Genomic DNA, 24811 nt, shown 5'->3' with positions numbered 1-24811 from the left:
TCAGATTCCCGGTTCGGCCGTCTCGGCCTTGTTCAGCGCCGCCTGTCGGGCTGCGAGGGCCGCCGCCTTCTTGGCCGAGGCGCCGCGTCCCATCATGTTCAGCCCCTCGACCAAGGCCGAAAAGGCCATGGCGGCGTAGATATAGCCCTTGGGCACATGGACGCCGAAACCGTCGGCGATCAACACCATGCCGATCATCAGCAGGAAGCCGAGGGCCAGCATGACGATGGTCGGGTTCTTGTCGATGAAGTCCGCCAGCGGGTCCGAGGCCACCAGCATGGCGATGACGGCGATGACCACGGCGACCATCATGATCGGCACATGGTCGGTCATGCCGACCGCCGTCAGGATGGAATCGATCGAGAAGACGAGATCCAGCAGGATGATCTGGCCGATGGCGGCGCCGACGTTGTTGATCACCGCCGTGGTCTTGTTCTTCTCCAGCAGGTCGTCGCCGATACTGGCGTCGACCGCGTGGTGGACCTCGGTCGTGGCCTTCCAGACCAGGAACAGGCCGCCCGCGATCAGGATCAGGTCGCGCCAGCTGAAGGCGGTGTCCCAGCCCGCGCCGGACATGCCGAGGTCGAACACCGGCTTGGTCAGACCGACGATCCAGCCGATGGTGGCCAGCAGGGCCAGTCGCATGATCAGGGCGAGGCCGATGCCGATGCGGCGGGTGCGCTGGCGATGTTCCGGCGGCAGTTTGTTCGACAGGATCGAGATAAAGATCAGGTTGTCGATGCCCAGCACCACCTCCATGACCACCAGGGTGATCAGGGCCGCCCAGGCGGCGGGATCGGATAGCAGTGCGGCGATTTCGGTCATGGGATTGGGATATGCCAGCCGCGCGGGCCGCGCCAGAATTTTCAGCCGCAGCAGGGCGCGTCAGGGCGCCGCGCACTATCGGCGCCTCTGGACCCGGCTCGCAGCCTCGCCTAGCCAAGGACGAACTGCATCGTTTTGTCAGGTGAAGCGTGCCCTCAGGTCTTGCCGCCCTTCTCGACGACGTCGCCACGATCGCCAAAATGGCGGCGGCCTCGGTTGACGACGTGTCCGCCGCTGCCGGCCGGGCCAGCGTAAAGGCCGCCGGCGTGGTCGTCGATGACGCAGCTGTGACCCCGGGTTACGCGATGGGGTTTTCGCCCCAGCGCGAGCTGCCGATCATCCGCAAAATCGCCATCGGCTCGCTGAAGAACAAATTCCTGATCCTCCTGCCCGGAGCGCTGGCCATCAGCGCCTTCGCGCCCTGGGCGCTGACGCCGCTTCTGATGATCGGCGGCGCCTATCTCTGCTTCGAGGCGTCCGAGAAGCTGTGGGAGACGCTGGCGGGTCACGGCGATGGCGAGACCCCGACAGACGAGCTGGCCCTGTCGTCCGAGGAACAGGAAAAGAAGATGGTCGGTTCGGCGATCCGCACCGATCTGATCCTGTCGGCCGAAATCACCGCCATCGCCCTGGCCGACCTGGCCAATCGCCCGCTGGCGACCCAGGCGGCGGCCCTGGCCCTCGTCGGACTATTGATCACCGTGGCGGTCTATGGCGCCGTGGCGCTGATCGTGAAGATGGATGATATCGGCCTGCATCTGGCCGAGCGGCCCTCGGCGCCGGCGCGCGCGCTGGGTCGAGGCCTGGTCCACGCCATGCCGATCGTGCTGGCCGGGCTTGCGACCATCGGCACCCTGGCCATGCTGTGGGTCGGCGGAGGGATTCTGGTCCACGGCCTGCACGAGTACCACTTCGATCTCGTGCCCGGCATTGTCGAGAGTCTGGGACACGCCGCCGGACGTGTCCCGCTCATCGGTCCCGTGACGGGATGGTTGGCGACGGCTGCCGCCTCGGCCGTCGTCGGCCTGGTGACTGGCGGCGCCACCGTGGCGATCTTGCACCTTGTCCCGCACAAGAAGCGCCCCGCCCACTGACCGGGTGCGGCAATCCGACGGCCCATCGCGGCCCGCTTCGGTTGCGGCGACGGGGGATGGATGCTATCAGGCGCCCGGCTGAGCCGGAGGGCGCGTTGCAAGACGCGTCCCCCAAGTGCTTTCTCAAAGCATTTCAGACATTTGACTGGCGCGGACACGCCGCCGGTCGCCAACCCGAACGCCAACCGCGCGGACATGACAAGTGGCTGACGACTACAGGACGACGGAAGTCGGCGAGCGCTACGCACAGGCGCTGTTCGACCTCGCTGACGAGACGGACGTTCTGGACGCCGTGCGCGCTGACCTGGCTTCGCTACGGGCCGCGTGGAACGACAGCGCCGACCTGCGCCGTCTGGCGCAGTCGCCGGTCATCGCCGCCGAGGACCAGCAGAAGGGTCTGACCGCCATCGCCGCCAAGGCGAAGTTCAATGGCGTCACCCGCAATTTTCTCGGTCTGCTGGCCCAGAACGGCCGCGCCCGCGACCTGCCCGGCGTGATCGCCGGCTTCGACCTGCTTTATGCCAAGAAGACCGGCGTCGTCGCCGCCGAGGTGGTATCGGCCCAGGCCCTGACCGCCGCCCAGATGAAATCCATCCAGTCCGCCTTGCGAACCTCGCTGGGCAAGGACCCCGAAATGACCGCCCGCGTCGATCCGTCGATCCTGGGCGGCCTCAAGGTCAAGGTCGGCTCGAAACTGTTCGACGCCTCGCTGAAGACCAAGCTCGACCAGATGAAGTTTGCGCTGAAACGCGCCTGAACCCAACACTCGCGGCTCCGACGGGGCCGCGCTGACAAGACGATAACAGAGAGCCTGTCATGGACATCCGCGCCGCCGAAATCTCGGCCATCCTCAAGTCGCAGATCGCCTCCTTCGGCGTTGAAGCCGACGTGTCCGACGTCGGCCAGGTGCTGTCGGTCGGCGACGGCATCGCCCGCATCCATGGTCTGGACAATGTCCAGGCCGGCGAGATGATCGAGTTCCCCAAGGCCGGCGTGAAGGGCATGGCCCTGAACCTCGAGCGCGACAACGTCGGCGCCGTGATCTTCGGCCAGGATAATCAGATCGCCGAGGGCGACGAGGTCCGCCGTCTGGGCGAGATCGTGGACGTGCCGGTCGGCAAGGGCCTGCTGGGCCGCGTCGTCAATCCGCTGGGCGAGCCGATCGACGGCAAGGGCCCGATCCAGTTCACCGAGCGTCGCCGCGTCGACGTCAAGGCTCCCGGCATCATCCCGCGCAAGTCGGTGCATGAGCCGATGCAGACCGGCCTGAAGGCCATCGACACCCTGATCCCGATCGGCCGTGGCCAACGCGAACTGATCATCGGCGACCGTCAGGTCGGCAAGACCGCCGTCGCCATCGACACCATCCTGAACCAGAAGAGCACCAACGCCGCCGCGACCAGTGAAGGCGAGAAGCTGTATTGCATCTACGTCGCCATCGGTCAGAAGCGCTCGACGGTGGCCCAGATCGTCAAGACGCTCGAGGAGCGCGGCGCCCTGGACTACACCATCGTCGTCGCCGCCACGGCGTCCGAGCCGGCCCCGCTGCAGTTCCTGGCCCCGTTCTCGGGCACGGCCATGGGCGAGTTCTTCCGCGACAACGGCATGCACGCCCTGATCGTCTATGACGACCTGTCGAAGCAGGCTGTCGCCTATCGCCAGATGTCCCTGCTGCTGCGCCGCCCGCCGGGCCGTGAGGCCTATCCGGGCGACGTCTTCTATCTGCACAGCCGCCTGCTGGAGCGGTCGGCCAAGCTGAACGCCGACTACGGTTCGGGCTCGATGACCGCCCTGCCGCTGATCGAGACCCAGGCCAACGACGTCTCGGCCTATATCCCGACCAACGTGATCTCGATCACCGACGGCCAGATCTTCCTCGAGTCCGACCTGTTCTACCAGGGCATCCGCCCGGCCGTGAACGTCGGCATCTCGGTGTCGCGCGTGGGCTCCTCGGCCCAGACCAAGGCGATGAAGAAGGTCGCCGGCTCGATCAAGGGCGAGCTGGCCCAGTATCGGGAAATGGCCGCCTTTGCGAAATTCGGCTCGGACCTCGACGCCTCGACCCAGAAACTTCTGGCCCGCGGCGCGCGCCTGACCGAACTGCTGAAGCAACCGCAGTACAGCCCGCTGACCATGGAGGAGCAGGTCGTCTCGGTTTACGCCGGCACGCGCGGCTATCTGGACGGCATCGCGGTCGGCGACATCGGCCGTTTCGAGAGCGAGCTGCTGGCCCGCATCAAGTCGTCGAACGCCTCCCTGCTGGACGGCATCCGCGCCAAGAAGGACCTCACCGCCGAGCTCGAAGCCGAGCTCAAGTCGGTGCTGGAAGCCTTCCTCAAGACGTTCGCCTGAGACCGGCCCGGATAGCGAGAGAGTAGCCCCGGATGGCCAGCCTCAAGGAAATGCGCAATCGGATCGGAAGCGTGAAGTCCACGCAGAAGATCACGAAGGCCCTGAACATGGTCGCCGCGGCCAAGCTGAAGCGCGCCCAGGATCAGGCGGAAAGCGCCCGTCCCTATGCGAAGAAGATGGCCGCCGTCATCGCCAATCTGGCGGCGGGCGTGTCGGGCGACGGCGCACCGAAGCTGCTGGCGGGCACCGGCTCGGACAAGAAACACCTGATCGTCGTCGCCACCGGCGACAAGGGTCTGGCGGGCGGGTTCAACACCAATGTCATCCGGGCTGCGCGTGAGCGGATCAACGGTCTGATCGCCGCCGGCAAGGACGTTCGCATCATCGCCGTGGGCCGCAAGTCGCGCGACGGCCTGTCCCGCCTGTACGGCGACAAGCTGGTCAGGACCTTCGAGATGTCGGACCACAAGGTCATCGGCCTGCCGGCGGCGGAGCCGATCGCGGCCCTGATCGCCGAGGAGTTCGAGGCCGGCCACGCCGACGTCGTGACCCTGTTCTACAGCCGCTTCCAGTCGGTCATCGCCCAGATCCCGACGCCGAAGCAGCTGATCCCGGCGGTCGTCGACGGCGACGCTCCGCCGATCGACCTGAACGGCGCGACCTATGAATACGAGCCCTCGGAGGAAGAGATTCTCGAGACGCTGCTGCCGCGCAACATCACCACCCAGGTGCTGGCCGCCCTCTACGAGAACCAGGCCAGCTTCTTCGGGGCCCAGATGGGCGCCATGGACAACGCGACCCGCAATGCGGGCGACCTCATCAACAGCCTGACCCTCCAATACAACCGCAAACGCCAGGCCCAGATCACCACCGAACTGATCGAGATCATCGCCGGCGCGGAGGCGCTGTAACGTATTATGTGTTACGCTCTCCGGGTCGAAAGGAAGCTCAAGTGACCGACGACGTCGCTCATCTGATGCTCGAGCATCTCAAGCACATCCGCGCCACCACGGATGCGATGGCGCTCGACATCATCGACATCAAGAGCCGGCTGTCCGGCCTTGAGCTCCAGGTGGGCCAGGTTCAGGTCAGCCCCGCCGGTCAAAGCCAGCGCATTGATCGGCTGGAAGAACGCATCGCCCGCATCGAACGCCGCCTCGACCTCGTCGAAGCCTGACCCTTTCCGACAAGACTTTTAGAAGAAGCCGCACCGCCATGACCGACACCGTCGCTCCGAAGAAACCCGCCGCCCGCAAGCCGGTCGCTCCCAAGGCTCCCAAGGCCGCCGCCGCGACCGGCAACGCCGTCGTCACGGCCGGCACCGGCGTGGGCCGGATCGCCCAGGTCATCGGCGCCGTCGTTGACGTCGAGTTCACCGGCCAGCTGCCGGCGATCCTGAACGCTCTGGAGACGCAGAACGTCGATCAGAAGACCGGCAAGCCGTTCACCCTCGTGCTCGAGGTCGCCCAGCACCTCGGCGAGAACATGGTCCGCACCATCGCCATGGACACCTCGGAAGGTCTGACCCGCGGTCAGGCCGTGGTCGACACCGGCACCTCGATCCTGGCCCCGGTCGGCCCCGGCACCCTCGGCCGGATCATGAACGTCGTCGGCGCGCCGATCGACGAACAGGGCCCGATCAAGACGACCATGTACCGCCCGATCCACCGCGAGGCGCCTTCGTTCGAAGAGCAGTCCACGTCGTCGGAAATCCTCGTCACCGGCATCAAGGTCATCGACCTGATGTGCCCCTACACCAAGGGCGGCAAGGTCGGCCTGTTCGGCGGCGCCGGCGTGGGCAAGACCGTGACCATGCAGGAGCTGATCAACAACATCGCCAAGGCCTACGGCGGCTATTCGGTGCTGGCCGGCGTGGGCGAGCGCACCCGCGAAGGCAACGACCTGTATCACGAGATGATCGAGTCCAACGTCAACGTGGACCCGGCCAAGAACGGCGGCTCGACCGAGGGTTCGAAATGCGCCCTCGTCTACGGCCAGATGAATGAGCCTCCCGGCGCCCGCGCCCGCGTCGCCCTGACCGGCCTCGCCCAGGCCGAATATTTCCGCGACGAAGAGGGCAAGGACGTCCTGCTGTTCGTCGACAACATTTTCCGCTTCACCCAGGCCGGTTCGGAAGTGTCGGCGCTGCTGGGCCGCATCCCCTCGGCCGTAGGCTACCAGCCGACGCTGGCCACCGAGATGGGCAATCTGCAGGAGCGGATCACCTCGACCAAGAAGGGCTCGATCACCTCGGTCCAGGCCATCTATGTGCCCGCCGACGACCTGACCGACCCCGCCCCCGCCGCCTCCTTCGCCCACCTGGACGCGACCACGGTGCTGAACCGTGACATCGCCGCCCAGGCCATCTTCCCGGCCGTGGACCCGCTCGACTCGACTTCGCGGATCATGGACCCGCTGGTCATTGGCGAGGAACACTACCGCGTCGCCCGTTCGGTCCAGGAAGTGCTGCAGCAGTACAAGTCGCTGAAGGACATCATCGCCATCCTCGGCATGGACGAGCTGTCGGAAGACGACAAGCTGATCGTCTCGCGCGCCCGCAAGATCAGCCGCTTCCTGTCGCAGCCCTTCTTCGTGGCCGAGCAGTTCACCAACTCGCCCGGCAAATTCGTCTCGCTGGAAGACACGATCCGCTCGTTCAAGGGCATCGTCGCCGGTGAATACGACCACCTGCCGGAAGCGGCCTTCTACATGGTCGGCGCCATCGAGGAGGCGGTCGAGAAGGCCCAGAAGCTCGCCGCCGAGGCGGCCTGATCCATGGCCGGCAAGCTCAGCTTTTCGCTGGTATCGCCTGAGCGCGAGGTCTTCAACGGTCTCGTCGATCAGGTGGATGCGCCGGGCGTCGAGGGCGATTTCGGCGTCCTGGCCGACCACGCCCCCTTCATGACGGCGCTGCGCGAGGGCGTGGTCACCGTCATCGACGGCGGTTCGCGGCGTCAGTTCGAGGTCCACGGCGGTTTCGCCGACGTAACCCCGGCCGGCCTGACCATCCTGGCCGAACAGGCTTCGGAAGTGACGGCGGGGTAGGGCCTTGTCATCCCCGAAGCCGCGCAGCGGCTATCGGGGACGGCTATGCTCCCTGATCGTCCTTCCCGGAAGGCGCTCGCGCCTGTCCGGGAGCACGGTTGACGCCACCCGTCTCCCGGTTCAGCTCTGCGAGCTGCCCGGGAGTTTTCGTTTTGGAAGTTCCATCCCGTCCCGGATCGCGGCCAGGCCGCGTCCGGGATGACAAGCTGCGCCGTCGCCGCCTGTCATCTGTGAAGTCTTCCGGCTGTGGCCGAGACGACCACCCCGCGCTAAGGACGGGCCATGACCCTCCCTGATCTTCTCGGCGTCGTCGGCGTCCTGTGCATCCTGATCGCCTATGCCGGCGCTACGGCGAAGAAGCTGGACCCGGCACAGGCGCCCGCGTTGGCGCTCAATCTGACCGGCGCCCTGCTGATCCTCGTGTCGCTTTATTTCGACTTCAACCTGTCGGCGGTGCTGATGGAAGGCGCATGGGCGCTGGTGGCGGTCTATGGCCTTGTCCAGCTGGCGCTCGGCCGGTCGAAGTCCTCCCCCGAGTAGCGAAGCGGAACGGGGGAGGGGGACCGTCGGCACGACGGTGGAGGGGGCGTCCCGGGCGCCGGTGCTTGCGTCCGCCCCCTCCACCATGCTTCGCATGGTCCCCCTCCCCCAAGGCGGGGAGGAATGGAGGCCCCATGCTCGAACTACGTCCCAACTGCGAATGCTGCGACCGTGACCTGCCGTTCGACTGCGCCGAGGCGCGCATCTGCACCTTTGAATGCACCTTCTGCGCCGACTGCGTGGACGGCGTCCTGAAGGGCGTCTGCCCCAACTGCGGCGGCGGGTTCAGCGCCCGCCCGATCCGGCCGGCGCGTCTGATGGCGAAATACCCGGCTTCAACGAAACGGGTGCTCAAACCGCAGGGCTGCGCGGCCGCCTAGACCACCAACGGTGCGAACACGGCCACGACCTGTTCATAGGACGCCCGCTTGAACGGCACGATCAGGTCAGGGGCGTCGGACAGCGCGCCCCAGCGCCAGGCGTCGAACTCGATCTCTTCATGAGCCTCAAGATCGATCTCGGACTCCTCGCCGGTGAAGCGGAAGGCGAACCACTGCTGCTTCTGGCCGGCCCAGCCGCGGGCGGCCTTGGACCCGCCGTAGTCGGCCGGGAAGTCATAGGCGATCCATTCAACGGTCCGCGCGATCAGTTCGGCCGATACGACCCCGGTCTCCTCGGCCAGCTCGCGCCGCGCGGCGAGCTCCAGGTCCTCGCCGTCGTCGACGCCGCCCTGCGGGAACTGCCAGTTGTGAGGCCCCTCGGTCCCTGCCCGACGCCCGTACCAGACGCGCCCATCCCGATGGAACAGCACGACGCCGACGTTGGGGCGGTAGCGGGAGAGGTCCATGAGTGGCGAGTGGCGGGTGGCGAGTGGCGAGTCAAGGCGCGGGGCAAGAACCGGTTCAGCGAGTCCTCGTCACTCGCCACTCGCCACCCGCCACTCCCTATCTTCCCGGCCGCTGCGTCATCGCGCTCGCCGGAGCCAGTTGTAGCCCTCGTGCGTCCATGTCAGCGGTCCAGCGGGCCACAGCCTCGACCGTGACCGGATAGCTGAAGCCGGCGCCCAGGGCCTGGCCGCGACCCTTGGCCAGAGCCTCCAGCGCGTTCAGCTCGCCGACGATGGCGGTGGGGTTCTGTTCCTGGTCGATGATGCGGTTGGCGCTGGCCCGGGCCCAGGCGCCGGGGCGGCGGCTCATCGAGCCGTCGTCGAGAAAGGCGACACCGCGCTGGCGCAGGATGGTCATGAAGGCGGTCATGCCGGTGTCCGAGGTCGCGAACCGGTCGCCCATATAGTTGGTGACGCCGAAATAGCCGGTCGCCCGTCCCAGCAGCCAGTTCATCCGCGCCTGGATGTCGGCCGGCTGGCCGGAGGCCAGCAGGGTGTGGGGGCCCGGGTCGTTGTTCGGATAGCCGGTGGGCTCCATCGGCATCTCGAGCATGACCTCGTGGCCCTGGGCGCGGGCCAGGTCGATCCAGCCCTGCAGGCCCTCGGCATAGGGGACGAAACTGAGGGTCACCTCGGCGGGCAGGCGTTCGATCGCGGCGCGGGTGGTCACGGCGTTCAGACCCAGGCCGCCAACGATGAGGGCGACGCGCGGCCGGCCGTTGGAGCGGAACGGGCGGGCATAGGCCTGGGCCGGCACGCGACCGTCCGTGGCGATGGTCGGCAGCGGACCGTTGGGCCCCGGCTGGCTCAGGCCGGCGATGGGGGCGGCGGGCAGGGGGCTGGCGGCGACACGCGGGGCGGTCACGGGTGCGCCGTTTCCGGATACCGTGGCGCCGTTGGGCAGGGTGATGACCGCCTCACCGCCCAGGGCGGGATCGACGGCGGCGCCGCCTTCGCCGGCCAGATCCTGCCACGAGCCGTAGGCGCCGACGGAGAAGGCCTCCAGACCGGTCGGCGGCGGGGCGGCGACAGCGACTTCGCGCTTCAGCGCCGCGCGGGCCGATGGCGCCCCTGCGCGGGGGTCGCCCAGCACGGTGACGAACAGGGCGGCGGCGGCGAGCAGCAGCAAGCCTGCGGCGGTGACGGCGACCGGCGGCTTTTTCAGGATACGGCCGACCGGAGCGAGATTTTCGCGCAACGACCGGCGCACCGGGGGCGCTCCGGCGGTGGTTGCGAGGACAGACTGGCGCTTGGCGAACATGGGCAGGACTGGACGCTCGAACGGGGGTCCGCGAAGCGGACTCCTTCACGGCTCACAGTGGCGGGCGTCGGTTAAGAAAGCCTAACGCACCGTTAGTCATCCGGCGTCAGTTTGCAGGTCAGTTTTCCGGCGCAGGCTCCGGCTCTGCTGCGGCCAGGGCTGTGCCCGGCGCGGTCACCACAATACCCTCGGGCGCGGCGGCCAGCTGGGCCAGGTTCCCGCCCGCGCGCAGCACATCGAAGGCCCGCTCCAGCTGATAGTCCTTGTCCTCGGGCCAGCCTTCGCCGGGCGCCTCGTGCGGGGTGTGCGGCCCCTTGCGCTCGGCCCCGATCGAGGCGTCCAGCGCCGTGGCGTAGGCGGCCTCGGAATAGATGAAGTTCGACCGCGACACGATCCGCGCCTCGGCCAGTGAGCGGGACACTTCCAGATCGGGCTCGATGCCGATCTTCTGGATCGAGGCGCCCGACGGTGTGAAGTAGCGCGCCGTGGTGATCGACAGGGCCCCGTCCTGGCCATTGCGCAGCGGGATGACCGTCTGGACCGAACCCTTGCCGAAGCTGGTCAGGCCGACGATCGTCGCCCGCTGATGATCCTTAAGGGCGCCGGCCACGATTTCCGAGGCCGAGGCCGAACCGTAGTTGATCAGCACCACCAGAGGCAGGCCGCCGGTCAGGTCGCCCGGCCGCGCGCCATAGCGCTGGATCTGGTCGGCCTTGCGACCCCGCTGGCTGACGATCTCGCCGCGTTCGAGGAAGGCGTCCGACACGGCGATGGCCGCGTCCAGCAGGCCGCCGCCGTTGTTGCGCAGGTCCAGCACATAGCCCTTGATGTCGGGGTTCTCGGCCTTGAGCCGGGCGATGGTCTCGCCCAGTTCACGCCCGGTGTTCTCGTTGAAGGTCGAGACCCGCAGATAGCCGAATTCGCCCTCGATCCGGCCGGTGACGGATTCGATCTTGATGACCTCGCGCGTCAGGGTGACCTCGCGCGGCTCCTCGCCGTCGCGCAGGAAGGTGACCTTGACCGAGGTGCCGACGGCCCCGCGCAGCTTTTCCGAGACCTGGCTGACGGTCAGGCCCGCGGCGCTCTGGCCCTCGATGGAGGAGATGACGTCCCCGGCGTTGACCCCGGCGCGGGCGGCGGGTCCGCCGTCCATCGGCGAGATCACCTTCACCAGCCCGCCTTCGGCCTGAATGGTCAGCCCCACGCCCGAATAGGCCCCCGAGGTGCGCTCCTGCAGCTCGTCATAGCCGGCGGGCGGCAGGTAGTTGGAATGGGGGTCCAACGCCCCCATCATGCCCTGTAGCGCCGCCTCGATCAGCTTCTTGTCGTCGACGGGCACGACATAGGCCTGTTCGACAATGCCCAGCACGTCCCCGAACAGGGCCAGCATGCGGAACGCCTCGTTACGCGGCGTCTGGCCCGTGGCGCTCGCGGCGCCGAGCCCCACCAGGGTCACGGCGGCGGCGCCAACCAGCAACAATTTACGCATCAGGTCTCTTTCAGCGAACGGACGATGGCCGGGGAAGCGGCTCTTGATCAGGCAGTTACGGACCGACCGGCGACGAAATCGTGGCCGATCGGCGATTCCCGGATAAAATCAGCGTCATCGGCGGATGGGAAGCGGTTTCGCTTGGCGAGAGGTTGGCGATCAGACGGGAATCGGCCGACCCGGCCCTGCTCCAGCCCAGACAACTCGTCACTCGCCACTCGTCACTCCTGTTTCACCTCAACCACGGCGCCGGATCGATCGGGCGTTCATCCCGGCGCAGCTCGAACGCCGGCTCCCCGTCCGCGCCGGTGCGGCCGAGGGTCTGGCCGTCCACAACCCGGTCGCCGGCGTCGACCGAGAGTTCGTCCAGTCCCGAGATCACCGCGCGCCAGCCGGGTCCGAGGTCGAGGATCACCACCTGCCCCCAGCCGCTCAACGGTCCGGCGAAGGCCACGCGTCCGGCGGCCGGGGCGCGGACCTCGGCCCCGTCGGCGCGCCAGCTCCAGCCGCTCGATCCCGAACCGAACCGACGCGACGGCGCGCCCTCGACCGGTGCGGTCAGACGGCTGCGTCCCGCGGGCAGGCGCGTCGCGGCCGGCTCGGTCTCAGTTTCGGCGGGCGGAACGGCGGCGCCGAGTGATCGCAGCCGCGCCTCCAGCACCCGCGTGGCCCGTTCGGCGCCCTCGGCCTCGGCCCTGAGCACCGCTTGAAGCGCGGTCTTGCGTCCCGTCAAGGCCTCGATTTCTGCGCGGCGGTCGCCCCGGGCGCTTTCGGTGGTGAACAGCTGTTCGCTGTTCAGTGCGCTGAGACGCCGCACCCGCACGACCTCGGCCTGACGATCGGCCAACCCTTGCGCCCGCGCCTGCAGCGCAGGGGCCATGGCCCGCATCAGTATGGCGGCCCGCACTGTGTCCACCGCCCTGTCGGCGGGGACCAGAAGCGGCGGCGGCGGGCGGCGGCTCATCATCTGCAGGGCCGACAGCAACCGCCCCTGGCGGCCTCGCGCCCGGGACAGCTGGGCCACCAGGGCGGCCTCGCGCGCGCTCAGCTCGCGCAGTCGCGCGCGCTGGCCGGTGATCACGGCGTCGTCCTGCCCGACCGCGGCGCGCAGGTCGTTCAACTGGCGTTCCAGTCCGGCGATCTCGCGCGTGGCTCCGGCGGCCTCTTCGCGCAGGCGGCGCGCGCGGGCGCGTTCGTCACGGAACTCGGCCTGCAGCCGTTTGACCTCGCCTTCGGGGGGCGACTGGCGCGCGATCGCCGCCACGGGCAGGGCAATCAGGCTCAGACACAGGATCAGGATCAGGATCGGGGCGCGCATGGAGTCTGAGCGAATATCCGAGTTCGGATGCCAGCGCATCCTTACCGATTTCGCCTTAGTCGCGATGATAGGGTGACCCGGCCAGAATGGTCACGGCGCGATACAGCTGTTCCGCCAGCATGGCCCGGGCCAGGGCGTGCGGCCAAGTCTGGGGCCCGAAGGCGAGCGTCGAGCCGGCCGCGTCGCGCACGCTGTCGTCCAGCCCGTCAGCCCCGCCGATGGCGAAGACCAGGCGTCGTTCGCCGCGGTCCCGCAGCATGGCGATATGGTCGGCGAAGGTCCGGCTGGAAAAGGTCCGGCCGCGTTCGTCGCAGGCGATCAGATGCGCCCCCTCGGCGGCCTTGAGGATCAGCTCCGCCTCCGGCGCCTTGCCGGCCTTTCGCGGCTCCAGATCGACCAGCTCCAGCGGGCCGAGGCCCAGCGCCCGCCCGGCCAGGGTAGCGCGCTCGGCGTAGTCTGCCGCCAGCAAGGCCTCGGGTCCCCGCCCCGGCTTGCCGATGGCGATGACAACCAGCTTCACAGGTTCAGCGGATCAGACGCGCGCGTCGACGCGGTGGCCGCTCTCGACCGACCAGATCTTCTCGATGTTGTAGAAGGCGCGGACTTCCGGGCGGAACAGGTGGACGATGACGTCTCCCGCATCCAGCAGCACCCAGTCGCAGTGCGGCAGGCCCGAGACCTTGACCTTGCCCAGACCCTGTTCTTTCAGCGCGCGCAGAAGGTGGTCGGCAAGGGCGCCGACGTGACGGTGCGACCGCCCCGAGGCGATGATCATGCTGTCGGCCATCGGGCTTTTGCCCCTCAGGTCGATGAGGACGATTTCCTGCGCCTTGTCGTCGTCGAGACGCGACAGGATGGCCGTTTCCAGAACGGTGGAGCCGACGGGAAGGGGAGCCTGCGGCCCATCTATCGGTGACCCGTCTTCGGAGCGGATGGGTTCGAATTCGTCCATCTCGTGCGCCGTGTTTGAAACGGCGGCGTCTTGCGCATCGTGCGCGGGCGAGGGGGTCAGCGGAGGGCTCCGGGGAGATTACTAAAGCGGCAGCCTATCACAAATGCGCGGCGGCGTCACGCGCGGCCCGCAGCGCGGTTGAGGAGCGTGGGTTAAGCGGAGCCGTCAGATACGTCCAGGCCGGAGCCTCAAGGTCGGCCAGCAGCCGTGCCTGGCTGGTCGGAACCCGCGCCGGGGCGAAGCGCGCGGCGGCCGGCGCGGTGCGGCTGTGGTGCAGCGACCCCGGCCGGGCGATCACCGCCACAGGCATCATCCGCATGATGTCGGTCCAGCCGCGCCATTTGTGAAAACTGGCCAGATTGTCGGACCCCATCAGCCAGACGAAGCGCACGCCGGGGTGCCGGGCGGTCAGGGCGCGCAGGGTGTCGACGGTCCATTGCGTCCCCGCGCGGGTCTCGAAGTCCGAGACGATCATGGCCCGCCCGTCCGCCGCCAGCTTCGCCGCCGTCCGCGCCGAGGCCATGCGCTCGGCCAGCGGCGCGCTGTCGCGGGCGTCCTTCAGCGGATTCTGCGGCGACACCAGCCAGATCACCCGGTCCAGCCCCAGCCGCCGCATCGCCGTCTCGGCCACATGGGCGTGGCCGTCATGGGCCGGATTGAAGGAGCCGCCGAACAGGCCGACGGCCATGCCGGGCTGCAGGTCCAGCCCGTCGCGCAGGACGCCGGGACGAGGCCCTCTGGCTTTCGGCGCGGGTCCGGCGTGGAAGAAAGACAAGACAACAGGGCTCGCGCGGACTTATGCTCACGAGGGAGCTAACACGCCGGGGCGGCCGGGGCTACGGCTCCCAGCCACCGGGGGTTTCCATGACGGTCTCGTCCTCCTCGGCCGGGGCGATCTCGCCACGGTCCTTACGCACCTCGGTCCAGGCCGCGCGCAGCAGTTCGGTCACGCCCTCGCCCGACACGCCGGACACCAGCATGGGGCGGCGGCCGGCGACGGCTTCCAGCTCGGCGGCCTTTTCCTCGCGCGCCTCGGGGGTCAGGGCGTCGATCTTGTTCAGGGCCAGCACCTCGGCCTTGTCGGCCAGACCGGCGCCATAGGCCTCCAGCTCGTGGCGGATGGTGCGGTACGCGCCGGCGACGTCGTCCTGTGTCCCGTCGATCAGGTGGATCAGACAGCCCGACCGCTCGACGTGGCCGAGGAAGCGGGTGCCGAGGCCGGCCCCTTCCGAGGCGCCCTCGATCAGGCCGGGGATGTCGGCGATGACGAACCGCTCGGTGGGCGACAGATCGACCACGCCGAGGTTCGGCACCAGCGTCGTGAACGGATAGTCGGCGATCTTGGGTCGGGCCGCCGAGGCCGCCGCCAGGAAGGTCGACTTGCCGGCGTTGGGCAGGCCGGCCAGGCCGACGTCGGCGATCAGTTTCAGCCGCAGCCAGATCCAGCGCTCCTGACCCTCCTGACCGGGGTTGGCGTAGGCGGGCGCCTGGTTGGACGGGCCCTTGAAATGGACATTGCCCCAGCCGCCGTTGCCGCCCTTGAGCAGCATCTCGGTCTTGCCGACATGGTCCATGTCCAGCAGCACCGTCTCCTTGTCGTCGTCCAGGACCTGGGTGCCGACGGGGACCTTCAGGATGATGTCCTCGCCCTTGGCCCCATGCATCTGCCGGCCCATGCCGTGGGTGCCGGTCGCGGCCTTGAAATGCTGCTGGTAGCGGAAGTCGATCAGGGTGTTCAGGCCGTCGGCCGCCGTGATCCAGACGTTGCCGCCATTGCCGCCGTCGCCGCCGTCCGGCCCGCCGTTCGGAATGAATTTTTCGCGCCGGAACGAGACGCAGCCGCCCCCGCCGTTGCCGGAGCGGATGTAGATCTTGGCCTGGTCGAGAAACTTCATCGCGGGATTTCCAAGAGGGGCGCTACCGTTCGGCTCGCGGAGCCTCGCTGCTTGAGCGCGGCTTATGGCGCAAGAGAGCGGCGATTTACAGGCGGGCACCAACGCCGACATTTGCGATGCGGGCGAGTTTGCGGTCTGTTGAGCGTTGAGGGGGAGCAAGACATGCGAATACTCGGTGTTCTGGCGGTTGCGGCTGCCTGCTTCGGCGCGGGAACGGTCACTGCACCTTTCACCCAGTGGCTGATCCGAAGCAGTTCCGGAGCTCAAACGCCGCAGTGCGTGACCAGCAATTTCTGCGTCGGCGACGATGCAGCGGACGCGTTTCGCACCTTCAGGCTTTCGGGAACCACGGGCGGCATTGAGGCGATCGATTGTGGCCAGTCGTCCTTTGGCCTCGGCAACCTCCCCGGCCTCGCCCGGACCGGCTGGACCTGCGCCGAGCCCAACTACCTCGTGATACTCGGTAATAGCGAGTTCCAGACCAACGTTCAGGTCGAAGGCGGAAAGATTGCGAAGATTACGCGCTATTCCCGCCCCAACATCGATCCCTGATCAGTCCTTCGCCCACACCCCGAACGGATCGCTCCACGGCATGCCCAGCGCCTCGGCCACCGCTGGATAGGTGATCTCGCCCTTGAGCACGTTCAGGCCGCGCGCGAGGTGCGGATTGGCCTTCAGCGCCTCCAGACCCTTGTCTGCCAGGGCCAGGCCGAAGGGCAGTGTGGCGTTGTTGAGGGCTTCCGAAGACGTACGCGGGGCGGCGCCCGGCATGTTGGCCACGCAGTAGTGGACCACATTGTCGATCACATAGGTCGGGTCTTCGTGGGTGGTGGCGTGGCTGGTCTCGAAACAGCCGCCCTGATCGATGGCGACATCGACCAGCACCGAGCCGGGCTTCATCTGCTTGAGGTGCTCGCGCTTGATCAGCTTGGGGGCCTCGGCGCCCGGAACCAGCACAGCGCCGATGATGACGTCGGCCTTGACCATCTCCTCCTCGACCGCGCCGATCGAGGAATAGCGGGTGATGACGCGGCCGTTGGTGACCTCGTCGATATAGGCCATGCGCGGGATCGAGCGTTCCAGCACCACCACCTCGGCGCCCAGCCCCATGGCCATGCGAGCGGAGTTCAGGCCGACGACGCCGCCGCCCAGCACCAGCACGCGGGCCGGGGCCACGCCCGGGACGCCACAGAACAGCAGCCCCATGCCGCCGTTGTGCTTCAGCAGGGTCTCGGCGGCCGAGAAGACGGCGATCCGTCCGGCGACTTCGGACATCGGGGCCAGCAGCGGCAACCCGCCTTGCGCGTTGGTCACGGTCTCATAGGCGATGGCCGCGCATTTCGAGGCGATCAGCCCCTTGGTCTGCTCGGGGTCGGGGGCCAGGTGCAGGTAGGTGAACAGGATCTGGTCCTCGCGGAGCATTTCCCACTCGACCTTCTGAGGCTCCTTGACCTTCACGATCATGTCGTTGTTCGCGAAGATCTCCGCGGCGGTCGAGACGATCCTGGCGCCTGCCTTCTTGTAGTCCGCGTCGGTGAAGCCGGCGCCGAGGCCGGCGCCGGTCTCGATGGAGACGGTGTGGCCGTGGGCGACGTATTCGCGCACCGCCGTCGGCGTCAGGCCGATGCGGTGTTCGTTCTTCTTGATTTCCTTGGGGACGCCGACGCGCATGACCGTTTCCTTCTGAGCGGACGGGCCGATCTGCGGCGGCCGCGTTTCGGCGGCAATCTAGCGGCGGTCCCACCGCAGGTTCCTGTTCTTTTCATCGCAATATCAAGATAAAGTCGCAGAACCTGCGAAGGAGTGCATCATTGAAGACCGTTTCTGCCGTAGCTCTGGACGACACCGACCGTAAGATGATCCGCGCTCTTCAAGGCGATGGCCGGATGACGAACGCCGATCTGGCCAAGGCGGTGAACCTGTCGGAGAGCGCCTGCCTGCGCCGGCTGCGTGCGCTGGAAGCGGCTCAGGTCATCAGCCGCTACGCCGCCATCATCAACGAACGCGCCGTCGGCCTGCCGATCAGCGTTTTCGTGACGGTGACCCTGTCGTCCCAGGCCGAGGCCTCCCTGACCGCCTTCGAGACCGCCATCTCGACCGTGCCCGAGGTGGTCGAATGCTATCTGATGACCGGCGGCTCGGACTATCTGCTGCGGCTGGTGGTGCGTGACGTCGACGACCTGGAGCGGGTCCACTCGCGCGAACTGACCCGCATCCCCGGCGTGACCCGGGTCTCGTCGAGCGTGGCCATGCGGACGGTGGTGAAACGGGGAGCCTTGCCGGTTTGAGCGGGTGGCGAGGCCATAAGCGCGTTCCAGTTGCAACCGTTTGACACCTGTGAGCCGGGAGGCGTCTTATCCGCGCCGTGACCATGAACGAGAACATCGCCGTCTGGATCGATCGCGAGCCGACCCTCGACGAGGAAATCGGCGCGCTCGGCGAGGAGGACGTCTTCGACATGGCGAACCTCGGCGAAGACAGGACGGGGGCGCCCGGCGTCATCACGATTTCGACCGTCATGGGATCCCATGGTCCTCGGGTAAAATACGACCTGAAGACCGGTCCGGGCCAGCCGAGCTTCTCCGTCGCGGTGGCGTCGGAGCCGCGCCTGCTCGCCCGCAGCATGGCGGCCCGCGATCTCAATCGCAGGGCGCCGGCGGTGATCGACTGGGTGAGGCTGAATCACGAGGCGCTCGCCCGCTTCTGGTCGCAGGGCGCTCACTGGATGCATGATGAGGTTCAGACTTTCATCGCCGATCTGAAAAAGGTCTGACCTCAGCCGCGACGGTTCCGCACCCCGCCGACGACCGCCGCCACCAGCCAGACCGCGCCGATGAGCATCAGCAGGTCTGCGACGGGCCGGGCCAGGCTGTACAGCTGGTAGTCCTGCCACCGTCCGACGGCGAACTCCGCCAGCCAGCTGGCCGCCGCGCCCACCGTTAGCAGCGCGACCGGCCAGACCAGAGGCTTGAACCGCCGCCGCTTCACCGCCGTCACTCAGGTCCCGATCGCGTCGAGGTCCCGCCCCTTGGTCTCTGGTAGCCAGATCAGGGCGACCACGGCGGCGATCACCGTAAACGCGACCGAATACCAGAGGCCAAAATAGATGTTCCCTGACCAGGCCACGAGGGCGAAGCTGGCGGCGGGCAACAGGCCCCCGACCCAGCCGGTGCCGATGTTGTAGGGCAGGCTCATCGCCGTATAGCGCACCCGCGTCGGGAACAGCTCGACCAGCGCCGCCGCCTGCGGTCCGTAGAGCGCCGTGGCCGCCAACATGAAGATCATCAATATGCCGAACACCAGCGGCATGTTGATCCGCGCCGGATCGGCCTTCGCCGGATAGCCCGCCTCGGCCAGCGCCGCCTTGATCCGGGTTTCGACCCCGGTGCGCGCGGCCTTCAGCGTGTTGACGTCCATGCCGGCTCCCTCGACCGAGGCGATCTCGATTCCGCCGACCCGGACCATGGCGATCGAGCCCGGTGCGGCCTCGGCGTTGCCGTAGGAGACACCGGCGTTGGACAGCACGCTCTTGGCGATGTCGCACGAGCTGGAGAAGGCGGCCTTGCCGATCGGGTCGAACTGCAGGGCGCAGGTGGCGGGGTCGGCGACCACGGTCACGGGGGCGGAAACCTGCGCCTCGGCCAAGGCCGGATTGGCGGCTTTTGTCAGGGCGTGGAAGCCAGGGAAGAAGGCGACCAGGGCCAGGATCATGCCGAACAGCATCACCGGCTTGCGTCCGACCCGGTCGGATAGCCAGCCGAAGAAAACGTACAGGCCCGCAGAGGCGACGGTCACCATCAACACCAGCTGGTCGACGGTGTTGACGTCGACCTTGAGCACCCGCTCCATGAAAAAGCGGGTGTAGAAATAGCCGCAGTACCAGACCGCCCCTTGCGCGATCATGATGCCGAACAGGGCGATCAACACGAACCGGCCGTTGCCCCACCGGAAGAAGGCCTCCTTGTACGGCGCTCGCCGCTCGCCGCCCTCGGCCTCCATGCGCTGGTAGGCCGGGCTCTCGTTGAGCTTCAGCCGGATCCACAGCGACACGATCAGCAGCAGGGCGGACAGCAGGAAGGGGATGCGCCAGCCCCATTCGTCGAAGGCTTCCACGCCGACGATCTGGCGGGTGATCAGGATGACCGACAGGGCGCCGATCAGGCCGAAGGCGGCGGTAGTCTGGATCCAGCCGGTCAGCAGGCCGCGCTTCTTCGGCGGTGAATGTTCGGCGACATAGATGGCCGCCCCGCCGTATTCGCCACCGAGGGCGAATCCCTGCAGCACCCGCATGATCAGCAGAAGGATGGGCGCGGCCAGGCCGATCTGGCCGTAGTCCGGCAACAGGCCGATTGCGACCGTGGCGACACCCATGAGGGTGATGGTGACCAGGAAGGTGGTCTTGCGGCCCGTCCGGTCGCCGAACCAGCCGAACACCAGCGCGCCCAGCGGCCGTACCACAAAGCCGAGGCCGAACGTCAGCAGGGCCAGGATGTAGGCGACCGTCTCGCCGGCGTCGGCGAAGAAATGCCGCGCGATGACGGTGGCCAGAGAGCCGAAGACGAAGAAGTCATACCACTCGAACGCGGTGCCCGCGGCTGACGCCACCACCACCGTTCTCAGGCTCGGGTCCGCCCTGGTCTCAACCGTATCCATCATCGATCGCCTCCCCGCGTCGTCACAGCGTCTCTGCGGACGCCTGCATTGCGCATGCTAGACGGCGTCGCCGATCCCGCAAATAGGCGCGGGGGCAGGGTCGGTGCCGGACCGCTCGCAAGAGGGGCGCCGGGAATTACGAAGGCCCGCCAGCGGGGGGGATGCTGACGGGCCTTCTTCAACCGAGCCGCGCGTCGGGGGGAAACGCGGTCGGGATCTCGGATGCTGCCTATGGGCTGGCGCCTGAATCAGCAGGTCTTGCCGTCAGCGCATCGGGCGACCGCGGTCCCGGCGGCTGAGACGTCCTCACCCGCGCCTGCGACGGTATTGCAAGCGGCGGTGGTCAAGGCGGCGGCGGCGGCGAAGAGAACGAACAACTTGCGCATGGGGTACTCCTTGAAGTCAGGCGGGTGGCGTCTGCCTTATCAACGTGACGACCCGGCCGGAGTTCCCAGATCGGTTGGATCAGTCGGTACGACGGCCTCCGGCGTGGCGAATGTCATGCGGGCGACCATACCTCCGCCTTGGGCCGGGACCATTTCGACCGAGCCCCGCAGTTGTTTGGCGAACGCCCCCATGAGGGTACGGCCCACGCCGGCGCGGAAGGTCTCGCTGACGCCCGGCCCGTCGTCCTGAACCTCCAGCACACTGGTGTCGCCGTGCACGATGAACCGGACCTTCAGGTCGCCGCCACGCCCAACGAAAGCGTGTTTCTGGGCGTTGGTCACGGCCTCGACCAGCCACAGAGCCAACGGCGCCAGCTTGTCAGGATCGACCACCAGCGAGTCCGCCTCGACCGAGGAGGTGACCAAGTGACCGCGTCCGGTTTCACTGGCGACCAATTGTCCGACCAGTTCGGTGAGGAAGACGCGGGCGTCGGCATAGCGCAGGTCGTCGCTCTGGTAGAGGGTGCGATAGATCAGGGCGAGCGCAGAGATGCGCTGGCGCGTGTCGCCGACCGCCGCCTTGGACGCCGGATCGGTCAGGGCTCGCTGCTGCATCGACAGCAGCGACGAAATGATCTGCAGATTGTTCTTCACCCGGTGGTGGATCTCGCGCATCAGCGCGTCCTTTTCCGCGAGGGAGGCGGTCAGGGCGGCGTCGCGAGTGACGATGGACTCGGCCAGTTCGTCCAGCGTTCTCGCCAGAACGCGGATCTCCGCCGGGGCGTTCATGGCCTGAACCGGACGCACCGAGAAGCGCCCCTTCGCATAGATGGACGCCACCCGCTCCAGATAGTTCAGCCAGCGGATGACGATCCGCTCGCTGACCAGCATGACCATGGAGAAGGCCAGAAACCAGGCCAGCAGCGGCGTGACCAGGGCCCCGACCGGGTTCAGTCGGGCCCAGGATAGCAGCCCCGGCGCCGGGGCTGAAAGCAGGGCATAGACGTCACGCCCGGCCAGCGCCGCCCCGGCATAGACCCGGTGCTGGCCGTCCGCATCATTCGCCTCGAAGATGGCCGAGGCGTCAGATCTCGCCCGCTGGATCCACCCGGTCAGCGGCTCGTCGCCCGTCAGGGTGAAGGCGCCGATGTCGCTGGCCGTCAGCAGCCGTCCGTCCGCGTCGGTCAGCGCCGCCTGCGACCCTTCGGGAAGGGCGGGATCGTCCACATCGGGCTGCAGACGGGACAGTGGAACCACAGCGGCCATGACGCCGTCGAACCGGCCGAGCGGTCGTTCCAGCCGGATGGCGACGATCAGGCCCGGCGGTTGACCGGCCACGGCCGGCGCTCGCGCCAGAACCGTGCCCTCGCCGGCGCGCAGCCTCTCAAACCAGGGACTGGACCCGACCGCGGTCAGCCAGGCCGGGGGCGATGCGCCGAGGCTGTCGGAAGCGCAGGCCGTGGCGCCGGTCGGGGTCAGTCGCACCAGCCCTTCCAGATCTTCCAGCCGATCGACAAGATCGCTGAGCCGCGGTTCGCAGAACACCTCAAGCGCCTCGGGACGCAGCGCCATAAGCAGTATGCCTGTGCTGTCCAGCCTGGCCTTGGCGCCGGCCGCCGTGCGTTCGGCAGCCAGTTGCAAGTCTGAGCGGCGCTCGGCGTCCTGGTTCCTGAACGCCGACTGGGCCTGGAAGCCGCCGAGAATCAGCAACGGCAGCAGGGCGATAGCCATGGCCGAACCCAGCCGGAAGCGGATACCCTGGAATTTTGCAGGTGCGAGACCCCGTCCTACTCCCTTGGCGAACGCTCGGCCGAGCGGGGCCAAAGCGTCAGCCCTGCCTGACGCTGCTCAGACGGTCTGCGGCCGCCAGGATGGAGCGCATGGCGTCGCCGGCGGCGCGGCCGTCGCGGGCGCGTAGCCGCCCTTTTCCAGTGTGGCCTGCAGGGCCTTGCGGGCCCGTGACACCCGGCTCTTCACGGTACCCACCGCGCATTGGCAGATCTCGGCGGCCTCTTCGTAGGCGAAGCCGCCGGCGCCCACCAGGATCAGCGCCTCGCGCTGTTCTTCCGGCAGGGTGGCCAGGGCCAACCGCAGTTCGTCCAGCGCCACCGGCGATTCCGGGTCGTCCACCGCCACGAGGGTGCGCTCGGCGGCCTCCTGGTCCAGTTGCGTCTGGCGCCACGAGCGGCGCTTTTCGGAATAGAATTGGTTGCGCAGGATCATGAAGGTCCAGGCCTTCATATTGGTGCCCATCTGATAGCTGGCGCGTGCGTCCCACGCCTTCATCATGGCGTCCTGGGCCAGATCGTCAGCCGCGGTGGGGTCCCCTGTGAGGGTGCGCGCGAACGCCCGCAGATGCGGGATCAGCATGACCAGCTCCTGCTTGAAGGCGTCGTCATCGGCTGAGGGCGGTTTGGGAGGCGGACGAGAGGCGCCGCTCATGCGCCGCTCCCACCCGAAGAGCGATCGTCGGCCCGGCGCAGGATGTCGAGGAACTCGTCGGGGACCGGCTCGTTCACGACCTCATCAAACATATGACGAAGTTTGACGCCGATCGCCTGTTGGCGAAGGCGGGCTTCCTCCAGGCTTGCGCCGCCCTTGGGAGGCTTGCCGGGGGGATCGGAATTATCTGTCATTGAAAAAACGGCCGCCACCCTGACGATAGTTGTTGCGAGTGCCGAAACGCCGCCCCGCAGGGGGGGTTCCTAGGGGATGGACGATAAATGCTCAAGCTTGTGGACTTGGGCGGAACCGTGGCGGATTTGATACGTTGACGGGCCTGCAGCTGATCCATGATCGGAGCAGCCTTCTGTCGGGGATTTATTGAATGAGCCTGCTGGCCCGCCTTGCGCCGCATTTGCCATACGTTCGCCGTTACGCTCGGGCGCTTACCGGCGATCAGACGACGGGCGACAACTATGTTCGCGTCGCGCTTGAAGCCCTCGCCGCCGGGGAACGGCAACTGCCGACGGAAATGACGCCGCGGGTGGCGCTCTACCATGTGTTCCACGCCATCTGGACAACCACCGGAGCGCAACTTGAAGACAAGAGCGGCCTGGAGGGGCGCGATGACGACGCCTCGCGGCGACTGATGCGGATCGCCCCGCGCTCACGCCAGGCCTTCCTGTTGACGGCGCTCGAGGGATTCACCCCCTCGGAAGCCGCCCAGATCCTCGACGCCGACGCCCATGACGTGGAACGCCTGATCTCGGAAGCCCAGACCGACATCGACGCCGAACTGGCCACCGATGTTCTGATCATTGAGGACGAGGCCATCATCTCGGCCGATATCGAAAGCCTGGTCAAGGAACTGGGCCACCGCGTCACGGGCACCGCCACCACCCATGACGAGGCCGTCGATGCCGTAGCCCGGCATCGCCCCGGTCTGGTTCTGGCCGATATCCAGCTGGCCGACGGCTCGTCGGGGATCGACGCGGTCAAGGACATCCTCAAGCGGATCGACGTGCCGGTGATCTTCATCACCGCCTTCCCCGAGCGGTTGCTGACCGGCGAACGGCCCGAGCCGACCTTCCTGATCACCAAGCCCTTCCAGCCGGAGACGGTGAAGGCGGCGATCAGCCAGGCGTTGTTCTTCCACCCGTCGCGTCAGAAAGCGGCGGCGTAAAGCCACGCCCCGGACAAAGGAAAAGCCCCGGTCGCATGACCGGGGCTTTTTGCGTCTCCGGCCTATTGCGGCGCCGGGGTCGGCGCCGGCGCGGGTCCCGTGTCGTCGAAGGCCTTTACATCGACGGCCTGGGCGCCTGTGTTGGCGTTGGTCTCGGCGAAACCGCCCTGACTGACGAACCACATACCCAACAACAGCACAGCGACGGCCGACAGAGACACCAGCAGCAGGATGAGGATCCGGCGGCCGTCGCCGCCTCCGCGAACATACTGCGCCTCGACAGGGCGGCCTTCGTGCACCGCGTCGGCGGCCTTGTCGTGCGGCGATTGATGGGTCATGGCGCGGCTCCGTCGGCGATGTTTCTACCTCCCCTGAACGCGGGCCGAAGCGCCGCTGTTCCGGGGTCGCCCGAGGCGCGAAAAAAGATTCAAAAAGTCCGGAACCGGATGGGCGATCTGCCGTTATCCTCGTGCGGAGGCGGCGACGCCCC

At 67.6% G+C, this 24811-nt stretch carries 29 protein-coding genes and 1 pseudogene; 13 read left to right on the top strand and 17 right to left on the bottom strand.

Annotated elements, in window-relative coordinates:
• A complete protein-coding gene (locus Q8K49_RS07195) occupies window positions 1-825 on the bottom strand; it encodes a TerC family protein (RefSeq protein ID WP_305305059.1) in 825 nt (274 codons plus the stop codon).
• 149 nt (window positions 826-974) lie between these two features.
• On the opposite strand from Q8K49_RS07195, the gene Q8K49_RS07190 reads away from it, so the two are divergent.
• From Q8K49_RS07190 to Q8K49_RS07150, 9 genes are all read left to right on the top strand, one after another.
• The gene (locus Q8K49_RS07190; protein ID WP_305305058.1) at window positions 975-1919 is read left to right on the top strand and encodes a DUF808 domain-containing protein; all 945 of its coding nucleotides are present in this window, start codon (window positions 975-977) and stop codon (window positions 1917-1919) included.
• A gap of 202 nt (window positions 1920-2121) precedes the next feature.
• Window positions 2122-2676, top strand: a complete 555-nt coding sequence (locus Q8K49_RS07185) for a F0F1 ATP synthase subunit delta (RefSeq protein ID WP_305305057.1) — start codon at window positions 2122-2124, stop codon at window positions 2674-2676.
• Between the two features lie 59 nt (window positions 2677-2735).
• Window positions 2736-4271, top strand: coding sequence for a F0F1 ATP synthase subunit alpha (gene atpA, locus Q8K49_RS07180; RefSeq protein ID WP_305305056.1), 1536 nt, complete (start codon window positions 2736-2738; stop codon window positions 4269-4271).
• 32 nt (window positions 4272-4303) lie between these two features.
• Window positions 4304-5182 (top strand): F0F1 ATP synthase subunit gamma, encoded by an 879-nt coding sequence (locus Q8K49_RS07175; RefSeq protein WP_305305055.1) that lies wholly within the window; start codon window positions 4304-4306, stop codon window positions 5180-5182.
• Between the two features lie 41 nt (window positions 5183-5223).
• Entirely contained in the window at window positions 5224-5448 is a 225-nt protein-coding gene (locus Q8K49_RS07170) for a hypothetical protein (RefSeq protein WP_305305054.1), read from the top strand.
• A 38-nt stretch (window positions 5449-5486) separates the two neighbouring features.
• The gene (atpD, locus tag Q8K49_RS07165) at window positions 5487-7043 is read left to right on the top strand and encodes a F0F1 ATP synthase subunit beta (protein WP_305305053.1); all 1557 of its coding nucleotides are present in this window, start codon (window positions 5487-5489) and stop codon (window positions 7041-7043) included.
• Between the two features lie 3 nt (window positions 7044-7046).
• Window positions 7047-7316, top strand: coding sequence for an ATP synthase F1 subunit epsilon (locus Q8K49_RS07160; protein ID WP_305305052.1), 270 nt, complete (start codon window positions 7047-7049; stop codon window positions 7314-7316).
• A 282-nt stretch (window positions 7317-7598) separates the two neighbouring features.
• Entirely contained in the window at window positions 7599-7856 is a 258-nt protein-coding gene (locus tag Q8K49_RS07155) for a hypothetical protein (RefSeq protein ID WP_305305051.1), read from the top strand.
• 134 nt (window positions 7857-7990) lie between these two features.
• Complete coding sequence (locus Q8K49_RS07150) at window positions 7991-8236, top strand: DUF1272 domain-containing protein (protein ID WP_305305050.1); 246 nt, start codon at window positions 7991-7993, stop codon at window positions 8234-8236.
• On the opposite strand, the gene Q8K49_RS07145 is transcribed toward Q8K49_RS07150, so the two are convergent.
• The 8 genes from Q8K49_RS07145 to obgE form a co-directional block, all read right to left on the bottom strand.
• Entirely contained in the window at window positions 8233-8703 is a 471-nt protein-coding gene (locus Q8K49_RS07145) for an RNA pyrophosphohydrolase (protein ID WP_305305049.1), read from the bottom strand. The genes Q8K49_RS07150 and Q8K49_RS07145 overlap by 4 nt on opposite strands.
• 97 nt (window positions 8704-8800) lie before the next feature.
• Window positions 8801-10003, bottom strand: a complete 1203-nt coding sequence (locus Q8K49_RS07140) for a divergent polysaccharide deacetylase family protein (RefSeq protein ID WP_305305048.1) — start codon at window positions 10001-10003, stop codon at window positions 8801-8803.
• A gap of 118 nt (window positions 10004-10121) precedes the next feature.
• On the bottom strand, window positions 10122-11492 hold the full coding sequence (locus Q8K49_RS07135; RefSeq protein WP_305305047.1) for a S41 family peptidase: 1371 nt from the start codon (window positions 11490-11492) through the stop codon (window positions 10122-10124).
• 232 nt (window positions 11493-11724) lie between these two features.
• A complete protein-coding gene (locus tag Q8K49_RS07130) occupies window positions 11725-12810 on the bottom strand; it encodes a murein hydrolase activator EnvC (RefSeq protein WP_305305046.1) in 1086 nt (361 codons plus the stop codon).
• A 55-nt stretch (window positions 12811-12865) separates the two neighbouring features.
• Window positions 12866-13330 carry a 23S rRNA (pseudouridine(1915)-N(3))-methyltransferase RlmH gene (gene rlmH, locus Q8K49_RS07125; protein WP_305305045.1) on the bottom strand — a complete coding sequence of 155 codons (465 nt, stop codon included), beginning with the start codon at window positions 13328-13330 and terminating at the stop codon, window positions 12866-12868.
• A gap of 12 nt (window positions 13331-13342) precedes the next feature.
• Window positions 13343-13762 (bottom strand): ribosome silencing factor, encoded by a 420-nt coding sequence (gene rsfS / locus Q8K49_RS07120; RefSeq protein WP_305305044.1) that lies wholly within the window; start codon window positions 13760-13762, stop codon window positions 13343-13345.
• A 97-nt stretch (window positions 13763-13859) separates the two neighbouring features.
• Complete coding sequence (locus Q8K49_RS07115; protein ID WP_305305043.1) at window positions 13860-14537, bottom strand: nicotinate-nucleotide adenylyltransferase; 678 nt, start codon at window positions 14535-14537, stop codon at window positions 13860-13862.
• Between the two features lie 61 nt (window positions 14538-14598).
• Entirely contained in the window at window positions 14599-15657 is a 1059-nt protein-coding gene (gene obgE, locus Q8K49_RS07110) for a GTPase ObgE (protein WP_305305042.1), read from the bottom strand.
• A 162-nt stretch (window positions 15658-15819) separates the two neighbouring features.
• Between obgE and Q8K49_RS07105 the strand changes: the two genes are divergently transcribed.
• Entirely contained in the window at window positions 15820-16209 is a 390-nt protein-coding gene (locus tag Q8K49_RS07105) for a hypothetical protein (protein WP_305305041.1), read from the top strand.
• Here the strand turns inward: Q8K49_RS07105 and ald are convergent, their stop codons facing one another.
• Window positions 16210-17328: an alanine dehydrogenase gene (gene ald / locus Q8K49_RS07100; protein ID WP_305305040.1), complete on the bottom strand. Its 1119-nt coding sequence runs from the start codon at window positions 17326-17328 to the stop codon at window positions 16210-16212. It lies immediately after the preceding gene.
• A gap of 140 nt (window positions 17329-17468) precedes the next feature.
• Here ald and Q8K49_RS07095 point away from each other — a divergent pair, with 140 nt between their 5' ends.
• Together Q8K49_RS07095 and Q8K49_RS07090 are read left to right on the top strand one after the other, a co-directional pair.
• Window positions 17469-17945 carry an Lrp/AsnC family transcriptional regulator gene (locus Q8K49_RS07095; RefSeq protein WP_305305039.1) on the top strand — a complete coding sequence of 159 codons (477 nt, stop codon included), beginning with the start codon at window positions 17469-17471 and terminating at the stop codon, window positions 17943-17945.
• Window positions 17946-18028: 83 nt separating this feature from the next.
• Entirely contained in the window at window positions 18029-18430 is a 402-nt protein-coding gene (locus Q8K49_RS07090; protein ID WP_305305038.1) for a hypothetical protein, read from the top strand.
• Between the two features lie 2 nt (window positions 18431-18432).
• On the opposite strand, the gene Q8K49_RS07085 is transcribed toward Q8K49_RS07090, so the two are convergent.
• The 6 genes and pseudogenes from Q8K49_RS07085 to Q8K49_RS07060 all read right to left on the bottom strand — a co-directional run bounded on the left by Q8K49_RS07085 (window position 18433) and on the right by Q8K49_RS07060 (window position 23332).
• Window positions 18433-18654 (bottom strand): hypothetical protein, encoded by a 222-nt coding sequence (locus tag Q8K49_RS07085; RefSeq protein WP_305305037.1) that lies wholly within the window; start codon window positions 18652-18654, stop codon window positions 18433-18435.
• A complete protein-coding gene (locus Q8K49_RS07080) occupies window positions 18655-20313 on the bottom strand; it encodes an MFS transporter (protein WP_305305036.1) in 1659 nt (552 codons plus the stop codon).
• Window positions 20314-20558: 245 nt separating this feature from the next.
• Window positions 20559-20696: an entericidin A/B family lipoprotein gene (locus Q8K49_RS07075; RefSeq protein WP_305305035.1), complete on the bottom strand. Its 138-nt coding sequence runs from the start codon at window positions 20694-20696 to the stop codon at window positions 20559-20561.
• Window positions 20697-20735: 39 nt separating this feature from the next.
• Window positions 20736-22427 carry a sensor histidine kinase gene (locus Q8K49_RS07070; RefSeq protein WP_305305034.1) on the bottom strand — a complete coding sequence of 564 codons (1692 nt, stop codon included), beginning with the start codon at window positions 22425-22427 and terminating at the stop codon, window positions 20736-20738.
• Window positions 22428-22524: 97 nt separating this feature from the next.
• A pseudogene (locus Q8K49_RS07065) lies at window positions 22525-23138 on the bottom strand (sigma-70 family RNA polymerase sigma factor).
• Window positions 23135-23332 carry a NepR family anti-sigma factor gene (locus tag Q8K49_RS07060; protein ID WP_305305168.1) on the bottom strand — a complete coding sequence of 66 codons (198 nt, stop codon included), beginning with the start codon at window positions 23330-23332 and terminating at the stop codon, window positions 23135-23137. Before Q8K49_RS07060 ends, Q8K49_RS07065 begins: the two are co-directional and overlap by 4 nt.
• A gap of 191 nt (window positions 23333-23523) precedes the next feature.
• Between Q8K49_RS07060 and Q8K49_RS07055 the strand changes: the two genes are divergently transcribed.
• A complete protein-coding gene (locus Q8K49_RS07055) occupies window positions 23524-24321 on the top strand; it encodes a response regulator (protein ID WP_305305033.1) in 798 nt (265 codons plus the stop codon).
• Between the two features lie 62 nt (window positions 24322-24383).
• Here the strand turns inward: Q8K49_RS07055 and Q8K49_RS07050 are convergent, their stop codons facing one another.
• Window positions 24384-24659: a hypothetical protein gene (locus Q8K49_RS07050; RefSeq protein ID WP_305305032.1), complete on the bottom strand. Its 276-nt coding sequence runs from the start codon at window positions 24657-24659 to the stop codon at window positions 24384-24386.
• Window positions 24660-24811: the final 152 nt, after the last annotated feature.

It is taken from the genome of Brevundimonas sp. (genome assembly GCF_030682035.1).
Taxonomy (GTDB): domain Bacteria; phylum Pseudomonadota; class Alphaproteobacteria; order Caulobacterales; family Caulobacteraceae; genus Brevundimonas.
The sequence above is the reverse complement of the archived record's forward strand: the minus strand, read 5'-3'. Positions and strand labels throughout refer to the sequence as shown.